The organism is Nonomuraea dietziae, from assembly GCF_014195505.1.
Taxonomy (GTDB): domain Bacteria; phylum Actinomycetota; class Actinomycetes; order Streptosporangiales; family Streptosporangiaceae; genus Nonomuraea; species Nonomuraea roseola.
In genome coordinates this window covers 2,855,778-2,876,585 of record NZ_JACIBV010000001.1, presented here as the reverse complement: position 1 = coordinate 2,876,585, position 20,808 = coordinate 2,855,778, and the positions used below count along the sequence as shown (strand labels likewise).

14 protein-coding genes are annotated in these 20,808 nt (G+C 72.5%); 7 read left to right on the top strand and 7 right to left on the bottom strand.

Annotated elements, in window-relative coordinates:
- The first annotated feature begins 88 nt into the window (after positions 1–88).
- A complete protein-coding gene (locus tag FHR33_RS13835; protein WP_183646913.1) occupies positions 89–1,906 on the top strand; it encodes a beta-galactosidase in 1,818 nt (605 codons plus the stop codon).
- 40 nt (positions 1,907–1,946) lie between these two features.
- Here the strand turns inward: FHR33_RS13835 and FHR33_RS13830 are convergent, their stop codons facing one another.
- From FHR33_RS13830 to FHR33_RS13820, 3 genes are all read right to left on the bottom strand, one after another.
- A complete protein-coding gene (locus tag FHR33_RS13830) occupies positions 1,947–4,463 on the bottom strand; it encodes a DNA gyrase/topoisomerase IV subunit A (RefSeq protein ID WP_376773143.1) in 2,517 nt (838 codons plus the stop codon).
- A 78-nt stretch (positions 4,464–4,541) separates the two neighbouring features.
- Complete coding sequence (locus FHR33_RS13825) at positions 4,542–5,111, bottom strand: GNAT family N-acetyltransferase (protein ID WP_312895522.1); 570 nt, start codon at positions 5,109–5,111, stop codon at positions 4,542–4,544.
- 10 nt (positions 5,112–5,121) lie between these two features.
- The gene (locus FHR33_RS13820; protein ID WP_183646909.1) at positions 5,122–6,459 is read right to left on the bottom strand and encodes an alpha/beta fold hydrolase; all 1,338 of its coding nucleotides are present in this window, start codon (positions 6,457–6,459) and stop codon (positions 5,122–5,124) included.
- Between the two features lie 117 nt (positions 6,460–6,576).
- Here FHR33_RS13820 and FHR33_RS13815 point away from each other — a divergent pair, with 117 nt between their 5' ends.
- Together FHR33_RS13815 and FHR33_RS13810 are read left to right on the top strand one after the other, a co-directional pair.
- A complete protein-coding gene (locus FHR33_RS13815) occupies positions 6,577–7,401 on the top strand; it encodes a TauD/TfdA dioxygenase family protein (RefSeq protein WP_183646907.1) in 825 nt (274 codons plus the stop codon).
- 58 nt (positions 7,402–7,459) lie between these two features.
- Positions 7,460–9,559, top strand: a complete 2,100-nt coding sequence (locus FHR33_RS13810) for a RecQ family ATP-dependent DNA helicase (RefSeq protein ID WP_246451818.1) — start codon at positions 7,460–7,462, stop codon at positions 9,557–9,559.
- A 221-nt stretch (positions 9,560–9,780) separates the two neighbouring features.
- Here the strand turns inward: FHR33_RS13810 and FHR33_RS13805 are convergent, their stop codons facing one another.
- Positions 9,781–10,674 (bottom strand): carbohydrate kinase family protein, encoded by an 894-nt coding sequence (locus FHR33_RS13805; protein ID WP_183646905.1) that lies wholly within the window; start codon positions 10,672–10,674, stop codon positions 9,781–9,783.
- A 158-nt stretch (positions 10,675–10,832) separates the two neighbouring features.
- Between FHR33_RS13805 and FHR33_RS13800 the strand changes: the two genes are divergently transcribed.
- The 4 genes from FHR33_RS13800 to FHR33_RS13785 all read left to right on the top strand — a co-directional run bounded on the left by FHR33_RS13800 (position 10,833) and on the right by FHR33_RS13785 (position 17,207).
- Positions 10,833–13,658, top strand: a complete 2,826-nt coding sequence (locus FHR33_RS13800) for a bifunctional acetate--CoA ligase family protein/GNAT family N-acetyltransferase (protein ID WP_183646902.1) — start codon at positions 10,833–10,835, stop codon at positions 13,656–13,658.
- Between the two features lie 687 nt (positions 13,659–14,345).
- Positions 14,346–14,936, top strand: coding sequence for a DUF5998 family protein (locus tag FHR33_RS13795; protein WP_183646900.1), 591 nt, complete (start codon positions 14,346–14,348; stop codon positions 14,934–14,936).
- A 295-nt stretch (positions 14,937–15,231) separates the two neighbouring features.
- Complete coding sequence (locus FHR33_RS13790; RefSeq protein WP_183646899.1) at positions 15,232–16,398, top strand: alkaline phosphatase family protein; 1,167 nt, start codon at positions 15,232–15,234, stop codon at positions 16,396–16,398.
- Positions 16,395–17,207, top strand: coding sequence for a sulfurtransferase (locus FHR33_RS13785; RefSeq protein WP_183646897.1), 813 nt, complete (start codon positions 16,395–16,397; stop codon positions 17,205–17,207). Before FHR33_RS13790 ends, FHR33_RS13785 begins: the two co-directional genes overlap by 4 nt.
- Here the strand turns inward: FHR33_RS13785 and FHR33_RS52575 are convergent.
- Genes FHR33_RS52575 through FHR33_RS13770 form a run of 3 tightly spaced genes read right to left on the bottom strand, consistent with a single transcriptional unit; the run spans position 17,173 to position 20,752 of the window.
- Positions 17,173–19,758, bottom strand: coding sequence for a CHAT domain-containing protein (locus tag FHR33_RS52575; RefSeq protein WP_183646895.1), 2,586 nt, complete (start codon positions 19,756–19,758; stop codon positions 17,173–17,175). The genes FHR33_RS13785 and FHR33_RS52575 overlap by 35 nt on opposite strands.
- On the bottom strand, positions 19,755–20,201 hold the full coding sequence (locus FHR33_RS13775; RefSeq protein ID WP_183646893.1) for a peptidase associated/transthyretin-like domain-containing protein: 447 nt from the start codon (positions 20,199–20,201) through the stop codon (positions 19,755–19,757). Before FHR33_RS13775 ends, FHR33_RS52575 begins: the two co-directional genes overlap by 4 nt.
- Positions 20,198–20,752 carry an RNA polymerase sigma factor gene (locus FHR33_RS13770; RefSeq protein ID WP_312895521.1) on the bottom strand — a complete coding sequence of 185 codons (555 nt, stop codon included), beginning with the start codon at positions 20,750–20,752 and terminating at the stop codon, positions 20,198–20,200. The genes FHR33_RS13775 and FHR33_RS13770 overlap by 4 nt, the downstream gene beginning before the upstream one ends.
- Between the last annotated feature and the right edge of the window lie 56 nt (positions 20,753–20,808).

Here is a 20,808-nt window from a genome sequence, read left to right as displayed (position 1 = left end):
CGATCACTGCGGTCATCTTAGATCACGGCGCGAATTAAGTCAGCGGAGGGTGTAGTCACTATTTATAAGATGTGAAATAAGTAGCGGCATGACGATTGAGGTTCGAGACGGCGTCACCGCCGTCGACGGCGTGCCCCGCGTGCTCGTCACCGCGGACTATCCCTACTACCGCGACCGGCCGGAGGTCTGGGCCGACCGCCTTCGCGCCGTCCGCGACGACCTGGGCATCGAGGTGATCACCAGCTATCTCCCCTGGCGGCACCACCAGCCGGACCCCGACGTGCCGCCCGACTTCACCGACGTGATCCGCTTTCTCGCCCTGTGCCACGAGCTGGGGCTCAAGGTGATCGCCAAGCCTGGACCCTTCATCCACGCCGAGACCGACTACGGCGGGCTGCCCGACTGGGTCTCCTCCTTCGAGCCCGTCCTCGACTCGGCGGGCGAGCCGTTGTGCTGGGGAGGGCGGCCGCTGCCCGCGCCGCTGGGAGCCGCCTTCTCCGACCGGGCCGCGCAGTGGCTGGGGGCGGTCGGCAAGGAGGTCCTCGAGGCCGCCACCTACCCCGACGGCCCGGTGATCATGATGCAGATCGCCAACGAGGGTCTGTACACCAACGGCGCGCTGCCCCTGACCTCCTACGACTACAGCCCCTCCGGCCTGGCCTTCTTCAGAGCCAGACTGCGCGAGTGGTACGGCACGCCCGAGACCTACAACCGCGCGCACGGCACCGCGTTCACCACCCTGGACGAGGTCGCGCCCGAAGGCGCCGACTGGGGACGCTTCCACGCGGAGTACCTGGCCGAGGTGTACCGGCGCTGGAGCCAGGCGGTCGGCTGCAGGGTGCCCGTGATCGTCAACCTCAACCCGCCGACCGTCGCCCACCTGGACGACTGGCTGGCCAGGGTGCGCCCCGCCACGTGGGACGGCATCCACTACGGGTTCACCAACTGGATGGGCGTCGTCTCCGCCGACCCCGACGCGCACGCCCGCTACGTGATCGCCGCCAAGCTCGCGCCCGGCCCGAACCTGGAGGAGAACTGGGGCTTCTCCGAGCTCTACGACCGCGCCTACGCCGACGCCACGACCAGCTTCCACCAGACGCTGCTCGCGATGGCCGCGGGAGCCACCGGGTTCAACGTCTACACAGGGGTCTCGACCTCGTCGTGGTCCGACGCACTCGACGCCGCGCACGCTCCGCCGTACCCGGACTGCGCGCCCATCGCCGCGGACGGGACGGCCACGGAGAAGGCGCCGGTGGTGAAGGCGCTGGCCGCCTTCTTCGCCAGGCACGGGGCGGAGTTCCTGGAGTGCGCGCCTGTGACGGGCGGCGCCTTCGGCCTGTACCCGCCGTACGCGGGGACCGGCGGGTGCGGTGCCGCGCTGCGCTCCTACCACGACAGGATGCTCGCGGCCGGCCTGGACTACGCGCTGCTCGACCTGCAGCACGTCACGGCCGAGCGGCTGGCCGCGCACGCGACGCTCACCGTGCCCGCGGGCCCGGCCATGGAGCAGCGGGTCCAGGAGCTGCTGTCGGGATACGTCGCGGGCGGCGGCAGGCTGGTCGTGGAAGGCGGCGCGCAGGAGCCGCTCCCCGAGCCCGCGATCAGGGTGGTGCGCGGGAGAGCCGACGCCTACCTGCGGGTCCACCCGTCGAGGGAAATCGGCTACGTGACGGTCCTGGCCCACAGCGACAACGACGAGCCGATCGAGGTGGAGCTCGGGGACGCCACGCTCGAGGTGGTCACCTGCAGGGGCGGAGCCGCCCTGATCAGGCTGGTCGAAGGGAAGCTGGACGACCACCTGGTCAAGGGCCGCAACGCCTTCCTGGGTTCGGCCGTCCGAGCAGCCGTCAGCCTCGGCGGCAGGCGCAGCGAGACGGACGAGCCCGCGGACCTGTTCCGGGTGTGAGACCCCGCAGGGCCCCGCGACCACGCGGGGCCCCGGCGCGTCAGGAGGGCTGGGGCGCCTCAGAGGCGGGCGACCCCTCGGCCGGCGCCTCCTCGGAGCCGGCCCGCAGCGACCCGCCCACCGCGGCGATCGTGTGCGTCAGGCGCAGCCCCGACCCGTCGCGCCTGCTGACCTCGTCGGGCAGCGGCACCGGCTTGCCGACCGCGGAGACCGCCTTGGCAGGGCCGGGCCCCGCCCACGCCAGCAGCAGCACGTCTTCGCCCTTGAGGAAGCGCTGCGCGCGCACCCCGCCGGTGGCCCTGCCCTTGGGGGGGAACTCGGCGTAGTCGGAGACCTTGCCGCCGCCCACCTGGGTGCCCGGCAGCGCGGTGGACGAGCCGGCGATGGTCACGACCTGCGAGGGACGCGAGGGGTCCACCGCGCCGAACCAGATGACACCGGCGCCGTCGTCGAGCCTGATGCCCGCCATGCCGCCGGCGGGCCGTCCCTGCGGGCGCACCGCGGAGGCGGGGAAGCGCAGCAGCTGCGCGTCGGAGGTGATGAAGACCAGGTCGTGCTCCTCGGACTCCAGCTCCACCGCTCCCACCACGGTGTCGCCCTCCTTCAGCCCGATGACTTCGAAGTCGTCCCTGTTGGCAGGGTAGTCGGGCACCACCCGCTTCACCACGCCCTGGGCGGTGCCCAGCGCCAGGCCAGGGCCCGAGGGGTCGCACGAGCCCAGGCCCACCACGACCTCGCCAGGCTCCAGTGATACGTACTCGGCGATCGGATGGCCGCCCGACAGCGACGGCGGGTTGGCCGAGGGCGGCAGCGTCGGCAGGTCGACCACGTTGACGCGGATCATGCGGCCCTGCGAGGTCACCACTCCCACGTCGCCCCTGACCGAGCTGCGCACCGCTGATATCAGCACGTCGTGCGCGGCGCGCTCGGCCCCTCCTGCCAGCGGCGAGTCGTCGGTCGTGCGGGCCAGCAGCCCCGTGGACGACAGCAGCACCAGGCAGGGGTCGTCGGGCACCTCGAGCGTCACCGCGGCGCTGCGCGTGACGCCCGAGGCCTCCAGCAGCACCGTACGGCGCGGCGTGCCGTACTGCTTGGCGACGTCGGCCAGCTCGCCCGAGACCACCTGACGCAGGCGGGTGTCGGAGGAGAGGATCTCGGTCAGCTCGGCGATCTCCCTGGAGAGGGTCTCCTTCTCGCGGTCGAGCTCGAGCTTGTCGAAGCGGGTCAGGCGGCGAAGTGGCGTGTCGAGGATGTAGGCGGCCTGGATCTCCGACAGCTCGAAGACCTCCATCAGGCGGGTGCGCGCCTGCGCGGAGTCGTCGCTGGAGCGGATGACCTGGATGACCTCGTCGATGTTGAGCAGCGCGACGATGAGGCCGTCGACCAGGTGCAGGCGCTCCTCGCGCTTGCGCCTTCGGTACTCGGACCTGCGTCGCACGACCTCGATGCGGTGGTCGACGTAGACCGACAGCAGCTCGCGCAGGCCGAGCGTGCGGGGCTCGCCGTCGACCAGCGCGACGTTGTTGATGCCGAAGGTCTCCTCCATCGGCGTGAGCCGGTAGAGCTCCTCCAGCACGGCCTCGGGGATGAAGCCGTTCTTGATCTCGATGACCAGGCGCAGGCCCTTGTGCCGGTCGGTGAGGTCCTTCAGGTCGGCGATGCCCAGGAGCTTCTTGGCGTTGACCAGCTCCTTGATCTTGGCGATCACGCGCTCGGGGCCGACGTTGAAGGGCAGCTCGGTGACGACGATGCCCCTGCGGCGCGGCGTGATCTGCTCGACCGCGCACTTGGCGCGCATCCTGAAGGTGCCGCGCCCGCTCTCGTAGGCGTCGCGGATGCCCTGCAGCCCGATGATCGAACCGCCGGTCGGCAGGTCGGGGCCGGGCACGTACTTCATCAGCTCGTCGAGCGTGGCGTCGGGCTTCTTGATCAGGTGGCGGGCCGCCGCGATGACCTCGACGAGGTTGTGCGGCGCCATGTTGGTCGCCATGCCGACCGCGATGCCGGTCGTGCCGTTGACCAGCAGGTTGGGAAAGGCCGACGGCAGGACGGTGGGCTCGGTCTCCTGGCCGTCGTAGTTGGGCTTGAAGTCGACGGTGTCCTCGTCGATCGACTGCACCATGAGCATCGCCGCGGGCGCGAGCCTCGCCTCGGTGTACCGCATCGCCGCGGGCAGGTCGTCGGGCGAGCCGAAGTTGCCGTGGCCGTCGACCAGGGGGATGCGCATCGAGAACGGCTGGGCGCAGCGCACCAGGGCGTCGTAGATGGCGGTGTCGCCGTGGGGGTGCAGCTTGCCCATCACATCGCCCACGACGCGCGAGGACTTCACGTGTCCGCGGTCTGGGCGCAGGCCCATCTCGCTCATGGAGTAGAGGATGCGGCGCTGGACGGGCTTGAGCCCGTCGCGCGCGTCGGGCAGCGCGCGCTGGTAGATCACCGAGTAGGCGTATTCCAGAAAACTCGTGCGCATCTCGGCGGAAACGTCGATGTCGACGATCCGCTCCTCGAAGTCCTCGTCAGGAGGGGGTGTGGTCGTCCGTCGGGCCATGTCGAACATTGTGCCGAAGAATCTCGGGTGCCCGCGACACCGCTGACCCTTTGTACGGCTTGCGGCCCCGTCATGATCGGCTCGCGGTCAGGGCCTGGCGCCCGGCCACGGTCCCGGAGTCGTCCCCTCGTCCACGTCGCCGGGCTCGTTGAGCTTCTCGTCGTAGACCTCGAAGCCCCTCGCCCTGTAGTTGGCCAGGGCGGCGGGGCCGTCGAGCGAGCAGGTGTGCAGCCAGACCCGCCGGGTCTCGGGCAGGGAGGGCCAGCGGGTGGCCAGGTCCCAGGCGCGGGCGGTGCCGATCGAGAGCAGGTGGCCGCCCACGCCACCGCCGATCGCGTACGGCAGCAGCCCGAAGTAGGCGATCTCCACCTGCGCCCCCTCCTGCGGCTCCAGTTCCACGTAACCCGCGGGGGTTCCCCTGTGCCAGGCGACCCACGTCTCGACGCCCGGCCTGGTCAGGTGGGTCATCCACTGGTCGTAGGTCCAGGCGAGCCGTTCGGTCCACTGCCAGTCGCCGCCGACCGCGGTGTAGAGGAAGCGGCCGAACTCGGGCGAGGGCACCTCGGCCCTGATCACGTCGACGGGCAGCCGAGGCTGCCTCGCGGGGATCAGGGCGTCGGGCGAGCGCTGCTCCAGGTACCAGGTGATGACATCCACGCGCGCTATTTCAGCACGTCGTCCCTGGCGCTGGGACCACCAGGCCGGTCAGGTAGCGGTTGAGGTGCCCGCGGGCGCACTCGTTGGAGGGGTACAGGGTGTGCCCCGGCCCGTCGTGCCTGACCAGGCCGCTGCCAGGCACCTGCGCCAGCACCCTGGCCACGGCGTCGGACTCGCCCCACGCACCCGCGCCGACCAGCGGCGGCAGGCCCTTCGGCAGCGGCGCGGGCGGGTTGGTCACCCCGGCGGGCCAGCCCACGCAGTTCAGCGTCGCCGTGGCCATCGTGCCCGCCGTCCCCATGTTCGGCGCGATCCTGTTCAGACGGGCGACGGTCGCGGCCATGTCCTTCCTGCCGGCGAAGCGCGGCCAGTCCGTGCACTCGGTGACGCCGTTGGCCGCGTCGGGGAAGCGCAGGCCGCGGGCGGGAACGAAGCCGGAGGCGTCGCCGCGGGCGGCCTTGGTGATCGCCTCGGCCAGCGCGCTCCACCCCTTCGGCCCCTGCCGGACGAAGGACTGGGCCAGTCCCTGCAGGTCGCGGCCGTCGTAGGCCAGGCCCGCCCCCGCGGGGATCGGGCTGCGGTCGGCCTTGGCGACCAGCTTCTGCCAGAAGGCGGGACGGCAGGCCTCGCGCTCGCAGGAGGCGAAGTAGCGGCCCATGGCCTGCTCGTTCTGCAGGGCGGTCAGCTCCAGCTCCCTGTTCCAGTCGGCGGCGCTGTGGTTCCAGGTGCCGTCCAGCACGATGGCGCGCACCTTGCCGGGGAAGAGCCTGGCGTAGGCCTGGCCGTAGAACCCGGCGTAGGAGGCGCCGTAGAAGGTGAGCTTGGGCTCGCCGATGGCCTTCCTGATCGCCTCCATGTCCCTGGCGTGGTCGGCCGAGCTCATGTTGGCGAACAGCTCGGGGTCGCTGCTCCTGCAGGGCTCGGCCAGGCCGCGGTTGAGGTCGGAGAGCCTGGCGAAGTCGGCGTCGTCCTCGGGGAAGGCGGGGATCGGCACGCGCGTCCACGTGCACGGCAGGGCGGTGCTGGTGCCCTGGACCTGCTTGCCGTAGCCGCGGGTGTCCCAGGTGACGATGTTCATCCTTTTCCGCAGCTCGGCCCACATCTGGGGCATGGTCTCCGTCAGCAGGATGCCGGGCGCGCCCGGTCCGCCGTAGGCGATCAGCACCGAGCCCTCGGCCTTGCCGGTGGCGGGCAGCCGTCCGACCTTGAGGGTGATCGCGCGCCCTTCGGGTCTGTCCCAGTCGACGGGCACGCTCACCTCCGAGATCTCCATCTTCTCGGTGGGGGCCGGCGAGGGGGAGGGCGCCGGGTTCAGCAGCGCGAGCGTCATCGCGAGGTGTGTGATCATGCCGACCAGGCTCCCGGCCTCCCGGCACCCGCGCATCAGACCACGGTCTGATCCACGACTTGACCAAGCAATTGCTTGGCAAGTACGTTCCGTGCAGAGGAGACCCCTGGAGGCGTCATGATCGAGTTCCATCCGGTGACCAAGCACATCGGCGCCGAGGTGACCGGCGTCGACCTGCGCAAACCGCTCTCGTCCGAAGAGGTCGCCACCCTCAGGCAGGGCTGGCTCACGCACCTCGTGCTCTTCTTCCGCGATCAGCACATCGACGATGACCAGCACCTGCAGTTCGCGCTCAACTTCGGCACGCTCAACCACCCCGCCTTCAAGAAGGACGGCGCCAGCCCCATCCACGTGCTCGACCAGACCGACCCCAAGGGGGAGGGCGGCGACGAGTGGCACAGCGACAACACCTTCGAGCCGACCCCGCCGATGGGCTCCCTGCTGCGCTGCGTCCAGCTGCCCAGCGTGGGCGGCGACACCCTCTGGGCCAACACCTACCTCGCCTACGAGACGCTCTCGCCGCCGCTGCAGCGCCTGTGCGACGAGCTGACGGCCGTGCACGACATCACGGCCTCCATGAAGAAGGCCATCTCCAAGGGCCACCCCTTCGACCTGGCCGAGGTGCAGGCCAAGTGGCCGCCGCTGGTGCGCCCCGTCGTCCGCACCCACGCCGAGACGGGCCGCAAGGCGCTGTTCGTCAACCGCGCCTCCACCACCCGCCTGGTCGGCCTGTCCGACAGGGAGAACGAGGCGCTGCTGCCGCTGCTCATCGACCACATCCGCTCGCCCGAGTACCAGGTGCGGCTGAACTGGCGGCCGGGCACGCTGGCCTTCTGGGACAACCGCTCCACCCAGCACTACGCCGTCGCCGACTACACCGAACGCCGCCGCATGCACAGGGTCACCGTCAACGCCTTCCCCGAGCACGCGGACGCCTCCTGACCCCTCCTTCGGGCGCTCGCGGGCGAATTCGTCGGCGAGACCTGGTAACAAGGAGCACATGACTGAAGCAGTCGCGATGATGCGGGAAGAAGCCGAGACCCACCTGCGCGCGCTGGCCGGGGAGCACGCGCGGCTGCGCGACGACCAGTGGACGGCGATCGAGGCCCTGGTGGTCGAGCGGCGCAGGGTCCTGGTCGTCCAGCGCACGGGGTGGGGCAAGTCGGCCGTCTACTTCGTCGCCACCGCGCTGCTCAGGGAGCTCGGCGAGGGCCCCACGGTCATCGTCTCCCCGCTGCTGGCGCTGATGCGCAACCAGATCGCCGCCGCGGAGCGGGCCGGCATCCGCGCCGTGACCATCAACTCCGCCAACCCCGAGGAGTGGGAGGAGGTCTACGGGCGCGTGGCCGAGGGCCTGGTCGACGTGCTCCTGGTCAGCCCCGAGCGGCTCAACAACCCCGACTTCCGCGACAACGTCCTGCCCGAGCTCGCCGAGAGCGCGGGCCTGGTCGTGGTCGACGAGGCCCACTGCATCTCCGACTGGGGCCACGACTTCAGGCCCGACTACCGCAGGCTCGCCACGCTGTTCGAGGAGCTGCCGCCAGGCATCCCCGTGCTGGCCACCACCGCCACGGCCAACGCCCGCGTCACCCGCGACGTGGCCGAGCAGCTGCGCTCGCCCATGGGCGACGACGAGGGCACGCTGGTGCTGCGCGGGCCGCTGGAGCGCGACAGCCTCCACCTGTCGGTGGTCAGGCTGCCTACCGCCGAGCAGCGCCTGGCCTGGCTGGCCCAGACACTCAACGAGCTGCCGGGCTCGGGCATCGTCTACACCCTCACCGTGGCCGCCGCCCACGAGATCGCCTCCTACCTGCGCGAACAGGGGCACGAGGTGGCCGCCTACTCCGGCCAGACCGAGCCCGCCGAACGGCTCGCGGCCGAGGAGGCCCTGCTCAACAACAAGATCAAGGCACTGGTCGCCACCAGCGCCCTCGGCATGGGCTTCGACAAGCCCGACCTCGGGTTCGTCATCCACGTCGGCGCACCGCAGTCGCCCGTCGCCTACTACCAGCAGGTCGGCAGGGCAGGCCGTGGCGTCGAACGGGCCGAGGTCATCCTGCTGCCCGGCACCGAGGACCGCGACATCTGGGCCTACTTCACCTCCCTCGCCTTCCCCCCTGAGCAGGTGGTCCGCGCCACCCTCGGCGCGCTGGAGGCAGGCGGGGTGATGTCCACCCAGGCGCTCGAGACGGTCGTCGACCTCAGCCGCAGCCGCCTGGAGATGATGCTCAAGGTGCTCGACGTCGACGGCGCCGTCCGCAGGGTCAAGGGCGGCTGGACGGCCACGGGCGAGGAGTGGGCCTACGACGCCGAGCGCTACGCCCGCATCGCCGCGGAGCGCAGAGCCGAGCAGGAGGCCATGCTCGGCTACCTCACCACCACCGAGTGCAGGGAGGAGTACCTGCGCAGGCGGCTCGACGACGACGCGGCGACCCCCTGCGGGCGCTGCGACAACTGCACCGGCCGGCACCGCTCGCCCGAGATCGCGGCGGTGGCGGTCGAGAGCGCCCGCCAGACCCTGTCCAGGCCCGGCGTCGAGGTCGAGGCCCGCAGGCAGTGGCCCACCGGGCTGCAGGACCTCTCCGGGCGCATCAAGCCGGAGCTGGGCGCCGAGCCGGGCAGGGCGCTGGGCAGGCTCACCGACATCGGCTGGGGCAACCGGCTGAGAGAGCTGTTCAACGGCCCCGACACGCAGCTGCCCGACGACATGTTCAAGGCCGTCATCCAGGTGCTGGCCGCGTGGGACTGGAAGGAGCGGCCCGTCGCGGTCGTCAACGTGCCCTCGGCGTCCAGGCCGCAGCTCGTGCGCGGCTTCGCCGAACGGCTGGCGAGCGTGGGGCGGCTGACCTACCTCGGCGAGCTCGGCTACCGGGCGGGCTCACCCGGCCAGCAGTTCAACAGCGCCAAGCGGGTCCAGGCGATCAGGGAGACGCTCGCGATGCCCAAGGAGCTGGGCGCGGCGATCGCCCAGTGCGGAGGCCCGGTCCTGCTGATCGACGACAGGGTCGACACGGGCTGGACGATGACGCTCGGCGCGGCGCTGATCCGCCACGCGGGCGCGCCCGCCGTCCTTCCCCTGGCGCTGGCCACGACGTCCTGACGGGTCACGAGGCGCGTCAGGACGCCACTCCCATCCGCATCCCGTCGGGCTGATGTGGATGTTCGTGGCGTTCCTGCCGCGGATCAGCGCCGGCCTGTTCCACAGCAGCGGCACCAGCGACGCCTCCCGCAGGACTCCGGCGGCCCGGCCCTCGAGACGGCCGGGCTCAGGTCGGGCAGTTCACCTCTGCCAGGCAGCGGCGGCGGCTGCAAGCCTCTGCCTCAGAGGCGCGGGCGAGCCCCGAGGTGGGAGATCGCCTTGGAGGCGAGGCCGCAGCCGGCCGACAGCGCCTCGGCCGGCGGCTTGCCCGCCAGCCACGCGGGAAGGAAGCCCGCGCAGAACGCGTCACCCGCGCCCGTGCCGTCGACCACCCGCTCCACGGGCTCGGCCGCCACCCTGACGGGCTCGGGGCGGCCGTTGGTGTACCACAGCGCGCCGTCGACGTTCATCTTGATGACGACCTGCGGGAACCAGGCGGTGAGCACCTTGGCCGCGGCCTCGGGGTCGTCGCGGCCGGTCAGCACCTTGGCCTGGTCGGAGTTGGCGAACAGCAGCTTGACGCCGTTGGTCCACTCGAGGAACGGCTCGGCGCCGGTGCGCTCGAGCGGCGCCGAGGACGAACAGTCGACCGAGATCGACATGCCGGACCTGCGCGCCATCTCCAGCGCCGCCAGGCCCGCCTCGCGGGAGCCCTCGTTGATCAGCGTGTAGCCGGACAGGTGCAGGTGGCCGCCCGAGTTGAACAGGTCGCGCGGCAGGTCCTCCGGCGACAGCGCGGCGTTGGCGCCAGGATCGGAGAGCATGGTGCGCTCGCCCTTGTGCGTGACGAGCACCACGCAGGTGCCGGTCGGCCGCTCGGGATCCATCACGAGCCTGGCGTCGACGCCGTAGCCCATGAGCTCCATGTCGCGGTTGCGCCCTGTGATATCGGCGCCACGGCGGCCGATGAAGGCGACCTCGGCGCCCTCGACCGCCAGCCAGGAGGCGATGTTCGCCCCCGACCCGCCACCGTGCATGGTGACGATCGCCGGGGTGTCACTCGCCCTGGCGAGGGCGTAGCGGGCGCGCGCGACCGCATCGGTCATGAGATCGCCCACCACCACGACCCGCGTCATGATGTCACCGCCTTGCTGCAATCCTTCGCGCCTGACGCCGAAAAACTTAACAGCTTCGGGCCTGCTCGTGGGGCATACACCGGACACCCGGTCCTAGTCGATGCACAAGCGTTGCCCAACGGGCGCCGCATGTGAGGCACGGGTCTACGCTCGGGACTGTGGAGGCTCACTATCCCGCCCACTGGGAGGCGGACGTCGTCCTGGCCGACGGTGGCACGGCGCACGTGCGGCCGATCAGGCCTGCCGACGCTGACCGGCTCAGGGCGTTCTACTCACGACTGTCGGCCGAATCCATCTATTTCCGCTACTTCGGGCCCAGGCCCAAGCTGTCGGACCGCGAAGTGGCCTTCTTCACCAACGTCGACTACGTCGACAGGGTCGCCCTGATCGCCACGATCGGCACCGAGATGGTGGCCGTCGTCCGCTACGACCGCACGGCTCCGGGCGAGGCCGAGGTCGCCTTCCTCGTCGAGGACGCCCACCAGGGCAGGGGCGTGGCCTCGGTCATGCTGGAGCACCTGGCCGCCACCGCCCGCGAGCGCGGCATCGAGACCTTCATCGCCGACGTGCTGCCCGCGAACATGAAGATGATGGGCGTCCTGCGCCAGGTCGGCTACACCGCCCAGAGCCGCTTCGCCGACGGCGTGGTCCGCATGACGCTCGACCTCACCCCGACCGAGACCTCGGACGAGGTGACGGCCTCACGCGAGCACCGCGCCGAGGCCCGCTCCATCGCCAGGCTGCTCACGCCCGGCTCCGTCGCCGTCATCGGCGCCTCACGCGAGCCGGGGGGCGTCGGCCAGACCGTGCTGCGCAACCTGCTGGCCGCCGACTTCACCGGGCCCGTCTACCCCGTCCACCGCGAGGTGCGAGCCGTGGCGGGCGTACGGGCCTACCCGAGCGTCAAGGACATCGACGGCGAGGTCGACCTCGCGGTGCTCGCCGTACCGGCTGACAGCGTGATCGACGTGGTCAAGGAGTGCGCGGAGAAGGGCGTGCGCGGCCTGGTCGTGGTCTCCTCGGGCTTCGGCGAGACGGGGCCGAAGGGGCGGGCGCGCCAGGACGAGCTCGCCCGCATCGCCCGCGCGTACGGCCTGCGCGTGGTCGGCCCCAACTGCCTCGGCATCGCCAACACCGACCCGGCCGTACGGCTGAACGCCACGCTCGCGGCGACCGTCCCCGGCAGGGGCAGGGTCGGCTTCTTCAGCCAGTCGGGCGCCCTCGGCACCGCGCTGCTGCAGCGCGTCGCCCAGCGCGGCATCGGCATCTCCAGCTTCGTCTCGGCGGGCAACAGGGCCGACGTGTCGGGCAACGACCTCCTGCAGTACTGGGAGGAGGACGAGGCCACCGAGGTCATCCTGCTCTACCTGGAGTCGCTGGGTAACCCGCGCAAGTTCGCCCGCCTGGCCAGGCGCATCTCGCGCCGCAAGCCGATCGTCGTGGTGAAGAGCGGCGGCACCACCCAGGGCGTGCCCATCGGCCACTCCGCCTCCGCCCTGCGCCTGCCCGACAGCGCGCTCAGCTCGCTGTTCGATCAGGCGGGCGTCATCAGGGTCGACGACCTCATCCAGCTGTTCGACGTCGGGCAGCTGCTGGCCTGCCAGCCGCTGCCCGCGGGGCCGCGCGTCGGCCTGGTCACCAACTCCGACGCCCTGGGTCTGCTGGCCGTCGACGCGTGCGTCAGCGCGGGGCTCGAGCCCCGCCCGCCGGTCAACCTCGGCGCGGCGGCAGGTGCCCAGGAGTTCGGTACGGCTCTCGCGGGCGTTCTCGCCGACCCGGACGTGGACGCGGCGGTCGTCATCTACATGCCCCCGATCCCCGGCGACTCCGCTTCGGTGGCGGCCGAGCTGGTGAGGGTCTCGCGTGAGGCGGGCAAGCCGGTGCTCGCCACGTTCGAAGGACAGCTCGGGATGCCCGCGGAACTGCGAACCGACCCGGCCGCCCTGCCCGAACGCGGCTCGGTGCCCTCGTACGCGGCGCCCGAGGAGGCGGTGCGGGCGCTGGCCGACGTCGTGCGGTACGCGCTGTGGCGCAAGCAGCCGGCGGGGGCGCCGCCCGAGCTCGACCACATCGACACCGCATCCGCCCGCACCCTCGTCGCCCGAGCCCTGACCCATCCTCCAGCCGACCCCCTCGCATCCCCCGAGGGGACCGCAGCCGAAGTCCCGGAGCTCGCGGGTCAGGAGACCTCAGCGGTCGGCCCGGTAGGCACCTCGGCCGAGGTCCCGGGATCCATGGGTCAGGAGGGCTCGGCGGCCGACCACGTAGGCACTCCGGCCGAGGTCCTGCCGGAGGAGTCGCCGCGGGCCGACGCCGGTCCTGTCGAGATCGACCCCACCGAGCTGCTCGCATGCTACGGCCTCACCGTCTGGCCCGCCGAGATCGTCCAGACCCCGGACGACGCCGTCGCCGCCGCCGAGCGCCTGGGCTGGCCGGTGGTGCTGAAGGCCGCCGACCCCGAGGCCGCCAAGCGGGCCGGCACCGTACGCCTGGGCCTGACCTCACCCGCGGCCGTCCGACAGGCCCACGCCGACCTCGCAGGACAGCTCGGCGCGGACGTGGTCCTCGCCGTCCAGAAGATGGCACCCCAACCCGCCGTCCCCACAGTCGTGAACGTCCTGGAGGATCCCGCCTTCGGCCCTGTCGTCTCCTTCGGCCTCGGCGACGTGACAGCCCGCCTCCTGCGCGACCGCGGCTACCGGCTCGCCCCTCTCACCGCGGAGGACGCCGCGGGCCTGGTGCGCTCGGTGGAGGCCGCGCCGCTGCTCTTCGGCGAGTACGGCTACCCACCCGTCGCCGTCGGCGCGCTGCAGGAGCTCCTGGTGAGGGTCGGCCGCCTGGCCAACGACCTGCCGGAGGTCGCCAGACTCGACCTCGACCCCGTCCTGGTGGGGGAGTCGGAGGTGTTCGTGCTGGGCGCGCGCGCCGTCCTGAGAAGCCCCGAGGGCCCCCGCCGCGACGGAGGCCCCCGCCGCCTCGCCTGAGCCCCTCAGACGACAACGCGTCACCTCACCCGCCCCCGGGGAGTCCAACCGCCTCGGTCGCCCCTGAGACGAAGCCCCTGGCCCAGACAACGAGAGCCCCGCCCCCGGTCCGGGCACGGGGAGCGGAAGCCCCGCCCCGGTCGGGGCACGGGGAGTGAGACTCGCCCCGGCCAGCGAGTACCGGAGGATCGCCCCGCCCTGGGCGTGGGAGGCGTGCTCCCGCCTCAGGTCAGGGAGTACCGGAGGATCGCCCCGCCCTGGGCGTGGGAGGCGTGCTCCCGCCTCAGGTCAGGGAGTACCGGAGGATCGCCCCGCCCTGGGAATGGGAGGCGTGCTCCCGCCTCAGGTCAGCGAGTACCGGAGGATCGCCCCGATCGGACACCGGGACGTCCGCCGCCTCTTCTCGGTGCCGGGAGAGGGACCGCCGGCTCGTCCGAGCGCCCGCAGGGGAGCCGACCGCGGCGCTGAGGCGGTCGGGGCACGGCCAAGGGCGGCCGGGGTGCCCGCTGTTCCGGCAGGGTATGCCGCGGAACGGGATACGAGTTGGCGAAATGTTATGTCAGGCAATTGTCCGCCATAGCGCTCTATAAAAGTATCCGGTAAAGCGATATGCATAACGTATTAGGAAATGTCCGGATATGTGCCTGTGAGTGTGAGCGGTGTCCGAGGGCTGGCAGGATGGATGCCATGAGGGAAACCCGAGTCTCAGCCGCGGGCCTGCGTGAAGCGATCGAGCGCAGCGGCTACTATCCCGACCTCGTCACCGATGCGGTCGAATCCGCGCTGGGCAAGGAGGCGGTGACCGCCTACGTGGTGCACCACGAGGCCACGTTCGACCCGGCCATGGAGGTGCGCAGGCACGTCACGGTGCTGGTCCTGACGGGCTCCCGGCTGCTGGTCTGCCACACCGACGAGCACCCGCCCGCCGAGGGCGTCTCGGCCTCCCACGCCTCCACCACCACCGAGGCCGTACGGCTCAGCCGCGTCCAGTCGGTCGCGGTCACCAGGGTCGTGCCCGATCCCGCCTCCTACGTTCCCGGGGTGCCGCCCACCGAGGCGACGCTCACCATCGGGTGGGGCGCCATCTCCCACGTCGACCTCGAACCCGCCACCTGCGGCGACGAGAACTGCGAGGCCGACCACGGCTACACCGGCGCGATCACCGCCGACGACCTGTCGCTGCGGGTCAGCGAGGCCGCCGACGGTCCCGAGGCGGTGGGGCACGTGCTCGCCTTCGCCAAGGCCCTGTCCGAGGCCACCGCTCGCGCCGCCACCTGACCTCCCGCCACCCCGTGCCCCCGCCTCCGCGCCCCACGCCATCGCCCCGCGCCTGCTCGTACCGCCCCCATCGCGCGCGGGCCGAAGCGGAGCCTCTGCGTGCGCCCCCTGTGCGCGGGGCGAGGTCAGGGGCCCGCTTCCCCGTGCCCCGCCGCGCACCTGACTCGCGAGGGCGCGCCGACGCACGTCCCCTGAGCGGCGGTGGCGGACGCGTCCGGCCGCCCGGGCCCCGGCGAGCTCGAGCGGAGGCCCGTACGAGCGCGCACCCATCCGAGTTCGACACCTCAGGAGCGTGATGGACGGCAAGCCCCCCCAGCCCATGGTCCCCGCCTACGGCGGCAACTCCCTGGCCGACCTGCCGAGCTCACTCCTCGCCGCCCTCGGCGTCCCGAGCCGCGACCAGGGCGCCCGGTCCGCGGATTCGGACAACCTCCTGGATCTCGCCCCCGCCGACCGGGTCTGCCTCTTCCTGGTCGACGGGCTGGGCGCCGAGCTCCTGCGGGCCCACGCCGACCGCGCCCCCTTCCTGTCCTCGGCCACCGCGAGGCGTCTCACCGCGGGCTTCCCCTCGACCACCGTGACCAGCCTGTGCTCGCTCGGCACCGGCCTGCCTCCCGGTGAGCACGGCATGCTGGGCATGACGCTGGCCGTGCCGGGGGAGCGGCACCTGTTCAACTGCCTGCGCTGGAGCCTGCCCAAGGGCATGCCGCCGATGGACCCCTCCGAGTGGCAGCCCGCCGAGACCGTCTACCAGCGCGCGGCCAGGGCGGGCATCACGCCCAGCTACGTCGGGCCCGCCGCCTTCGAGGGCACGGGCCTGACCGAGGCCGTCTACAGGGGCGTGCGCTACGTGCCCGCCGACACCGTGGAGGAGCGCGTGGCGGGGGTGAAGGCGATGCTGGCAGGGCCGCGCGCCCACGTGACCGTCTACCACGGCGACCTCGACGCGACAGGGCACCTCGTGGGCTGGGGCAGCCCCCAGTGGCTCGACCAGCTCGAGTTGGTCGACGACATGGCCGCGCGGCTGGCCGAGACGCTCCCTCCCGGCTCGGCGCTCTACGTCACGGCCGACCACGGCATGGTCAACGCCGTGGAGAAGATCGACGCGCAGGCCACCCCCGCCTTGAGCGAGGGCGTGGCGATGTTCGGAGGAGAGGCCAGGGCCAGGCACGTCTACACCGAGCAGGGCGCCGCTCCCGCGGTGCTCGAGGCATGGCGTGAGGTGCTGGCGGGCAAGGCCTGGGTGGTGTCCAGACAGGAGGCGGTGGATTCGGGGTGGTTCGGCCCCGACGTGCGCAGGGAGTGGATGGGCAGGATCGGCGACCTCGTCGCCGTGCCGTACACCGACTGTGTCATCCTCGCCTCTGCGACCCACCCGATCGAGGCGGCCTTCGTCGGCTACCACGGCTCGATGACGGCCGCCGAGCAGCTTGTCCCACTTCTGGAGGTGTCCACCCGATGACCAGCCCTCTGATCGGTCCATCCGAGCTCGCCGCGCTCGAAGGGGCCGCCCTGCTCGACGTGCGCTGGCGTCTGGGCGGCCCGCCGCAGCGTGAGGCCTACGCCGAGGGCCACATTCCGGGCGCCGCCTTCTGCGACCTCAACGCCGACCTGGCCGCGCCCGCGGGCGAGGGCGGCCGTCACCCGCTGCCGTCCGCGGAGGCGTTCACCGCCTCCATGCGCAGGCTCGGCGTGGACGGCTCGCGCCCCGTCGTCGTCTACGACGACGCCGACGCCACCGCCGCGGCCAGGGCCTGGTGGGCCCTGCGCTACTTCGGCCACGAGGACGTCAGGGTCCTCGACGGCGGCTTTCGCGCGTGGCAGGAGGCGGGCCTGCCGGTTACGAAGGACGTCCCGGAGGTCACGGGCGACTTCACCGCCAGGCCGGGCGGCATGCCGGTGCTGTCCGCGCAGGAGGCGGGCGCGCTGGCGAGCACCGGCGTGCTGCTGGACGCCCGCGCGGGTGAGCGGTACAGGGGCGAGGTCGAGCCCATCGATCCGGTGGCCGGGCACGTGCCGGGCGCCGTCAGCGCCCCCACCACGGAGAACGTCGGCCCCGACGGCCGCTTCCTCGATCCGGCCGCGCTGCGCTCCCGCTTCGCCGCGCTCGGCGCGGTCGAGGACGTGCGGGTGGGCGCCTACTGCGGGTCAGGCGTGACGGCCGCGCACGAGGTGCTGGCGCTGGAGGTGGCGGGGGTCCGAGCGGCGCTGTACGTGGGCTCGTGGTCGCACTGGATCACCGACCCCTCGCGTCCCGTCGCGACCGGCTGACGACCACGGGGTGCTCGCCCGCGCCGAAACAGGCGAAGCCGGGCACCCTCGTCTTGCTGGAGGCCGTGGCCAGTGCGGCGGCGGGCGGCTCGCCTGCGGCGATGAGGTTGTGGAAGAGCGTCATCAGCGCCAGCGCCTCGTCGTCGGGCACCGGGATGAGCCCCGCCACCACGCAGGCGGCGCCCCTGGCCAGGAACGTTCCCGCCAGCCCGAGCGGCGCGCCCTCCGCGGGCACCCTGGCCATCCCCGAGTCGCACGCCGACAGCACGACCAGGCGCGGCGGGCAGTCGTGGGTGAGCAGGTCGTAGGCCATCAGCGGCCCGTCCTCCAGTTCGATGCTCGACAGCAGCGGGCTGCGGGAGTGGAAGGTGCCGTGCGCGGCCAGGTGCAGCACGTCGGCCCTGCCGAGCGCGTCGGCGACGTCGGCGAGGCGTCCGCGCACCAGCTCGGTGCGCCGGTGGGCGGCCAGCACCCGCTCGACCTCGGTGGCCGCATGCCGCAGCCCGGGGCCCGCGGCGGCGATCACCAGCGGTTGCGCGCGGCGAGCCCGCTCACGGGCCGCCAGCCACGCCGCGGCGCTGGGCACGACGCTCACCGGCCTGGCGTGCAGGCACGGCAGCACCGACCAGGGCAGCGTGTGCAGGGGGCCGGCGGGGACGATCACCAGAGCGCGGCCGTCGATCTCCTCGGCCACCTCCTCCAGCAGCAGCCGCTGGAGGATCGTGGCCTCGGCGAGCACGGGGTCGGGGCCGCCGTGCCTGGCTCCGGGGGCGGCGTCGCCCAGGCTGGCGCGGCGCAGGCCGTACCTGAGCCTGACGACGGCCTCGGACACGGTCGTCGTGTCGGCGACCCTGCGCAGGGTGATGCCCGTGGCGGTGATGACCAGGACCAGCAGCGCGTCGTCGTGGCAGACGAACTCCACCAGGGCCGCCCCCGCCAGCGCGGACCTGACCGCGGTCATGCCGGGCGCGTCGGGGCGCCCGCCCGCCACCGCCCGCCACCGCTCGGCCCAGGCGAACACCGACTCGGGCTCGCGCGTGTCGATCGCCAGCCCCAGGCCGAAGGAGGCCAGCCGATGCCCCGCGCGCGCCATGTGCGCCCTGAGCGAGGGATCGTCGAAGCGCCCCGCGTCGGAGCCGACCTCGCGCAGCCCTCGATGCACCGCGGCGAACGCCGCGGCGCTGTCGCCGCGCAGCCCCGCCAGCAGCGCCGCCGCGTGCCATCGCACGGGGGACGGCACACCGTCGCAGGGGTCGGGCTCGCCGCCCAGGTAGGCGGCCTGCTGCGCCGAGGCCAGCGGGATGAGGTGGCGCAGGCTCAGCGCGGGCGCGTCGAGCAGCGGGGCCAGATGGCGCGCCTCGCGCGCGGGACGCCGCGCCGCCGCCTCGGGGTCGAGCAGTGACAGCTGTGCCGTGGCCGTCTCGGTGTCGCCCAGCGTGAGCGCCAGCTCGGCGGCCGCCAGCCGTACGGCGGCGGCCTCGGCGGCGAAGGAGGAGGAGGCGAGGTCGTGCGCGCACGCCAGCAGCCGCTCGAGCAGCTCGCGAGAGGGCGGCTCCAGGGCGAGCCTGGCACGCAGGACCACCTCGGCCGCCAGCCGCCAGGAGTCGCAGCCCTGGGCGGTCAGCTCCGCCTCGGCCCTGCGGGCCACGGCGAGCGCCTGGCGCGCGTCGCCGGTGACCAGCTCGACCTGCGCCAGGCGCAGCCTCGCCTCGGCCAGCGCCACCTGCGCGCCCGCGGCCTCCAGCTCAGGTACGGCCAGGCTGAGCATCGCCCTCGCCTCGCCAGGTAGGTGGGCCGCCAGCAGCGCGCCCGCGAAGTCGGCCCGCATCGTGGCCAGGCGCTCGGGGTAGCCGAACAGGGTGTCCTCGCACGCCCGGTAGTGGGCGAAGGCCGCGGGGATGTCGCCCTGCCGTACGGCGAGAAAGGGCAGGTTGGCCGCGGCCAGCCTGGCCAGGTGCGCCAGCCCCGCGCGCTGCGACAGTTCGAGACAGGAGGCGATGTCGCGGGTGGCCTGTGTCCAGCGGCCCTGGTAGGCGTGCACCAGCCCCCTGTTGAGCAGCCCGCCCGCGCGAAAGCGCTGGTCGTCGATGGTGCCCGGCGCCTCGGCCAGGACCGCGAGCGCCCTGTCGCACGAGGCGACGGCCTCCTGGTGGCGGCCGAGGTGCGCCAGCGCGACGGCCCGCTGGGTGTCGAGCTTGGCGCGGTCGAGCGGCGACAGGTAGGCCCACGCCATGGCGGCCACGCGCAGCGCCTGCAGCGGGTGGCCGCGCTGGGTGCGCACGCTCACCAGCGACAACCGCGCCTGGGCCAGCCGCTCGGCAGGGGCGCCGCTCGTGGCGATCGCGCGGCGCAGATGGCTCTCGGCGGTCTCGAGATCGCCCAGCTCCCTGCAGGCCAGCGCCATGGCGCGCAGGGCGATCACCGCCGCTTCGACGGCCCCTGCCTCCTGCGCGGCGGCGAAAACCGCGCGGGCGCTGTCCAGCGCCCGCGCGGGATCCATCCCGGACTGGAGGATCGCCTCCTCCGCCCGCGCGACCAGCCCTTCTGTCACGGACGGATCCGCACCCATCGGGTGGCGACGGGCGTGAACCCCGGCCGGTGGCACACCACGCTGAACCAGCCGGGCGGCAGGCCGGTGGCGGCGAACTGGCCGGTGGACGGCAGGTCGCGCGACACCGTGAGATGCGGCGTGCGGATGTCTATCGTGGCCCCGTCGCCGGGATGCGGTGTGACCCGCCCCGCCAGGTCGATCAGGCCGTCGCCGATGGTCACCTCCAGATCGAAGGAGAAGTCCTGGGTGGCGAACCTGACCAGGCGTGGCCCGTCCGCGTCGCGAGTGTCGCGGGTGGCGACGCTCTCCGCCGGGGCGGCGGTGTCGGCCTGGGCGAGACGCAGCGCGAAGGTGTCGCGCGCGGCGGCCGAGACATGGGCGGGAACGGGGTCGTGTCCCGCGGCGATGCGGAGCGCGGCCAGAAGGTACTCGTCGTCGATCATGGCACCGTTTCCTCTTGAGAGATCAGGGTGCGCAGCTTGTTCAGACAGCGAAGTCGAGTAGGCCCGACGCTGCCGGTCGGCACGCCCAGCCGAACCGCCAGTTGGTGCGTTCCCGCCTCGGGAACCGTCGCCACCAGGCGGAGCAGGGTTCGGCATGGTTCGTGTAGTGCGGACACCGCCTGCCAGAGCAGACGTCCCTCGTCGGCCTCGAGAATGAGCGAGGCAGGGTCGGGATCGAAGGGACCGCCTTCAGGAAGGCAGAGGTGCGGGCGCAGCCCCGCGCCTCTCCGGGAAATCAGCAGAGCCTCACGCCTGGCCGCCGTGGCGAGCCAGGCGCCCACGCTCGCTGGGTCCCTGATCGAGTGCAGATTCTCCAGAAGCCGCAACCACGCACCCTGGACGGCGTCCGCGGTGTCGGCCTCGTTCAGCCCGCACGCGTGAGCGACCGACCACATCCGCTGCCCGAACCGGCCGACCAGGCCGGTCCATGCGGAGTGGTCGCCGTCGGCAGCCGCCTTCAGCAGCTCCTCCGGGAGACGGTGGTCACTCACGTTGCCTCCTCGTAATGAGACGAGGACTGAGAGTAAACCTTATCGCGACCAAGGGC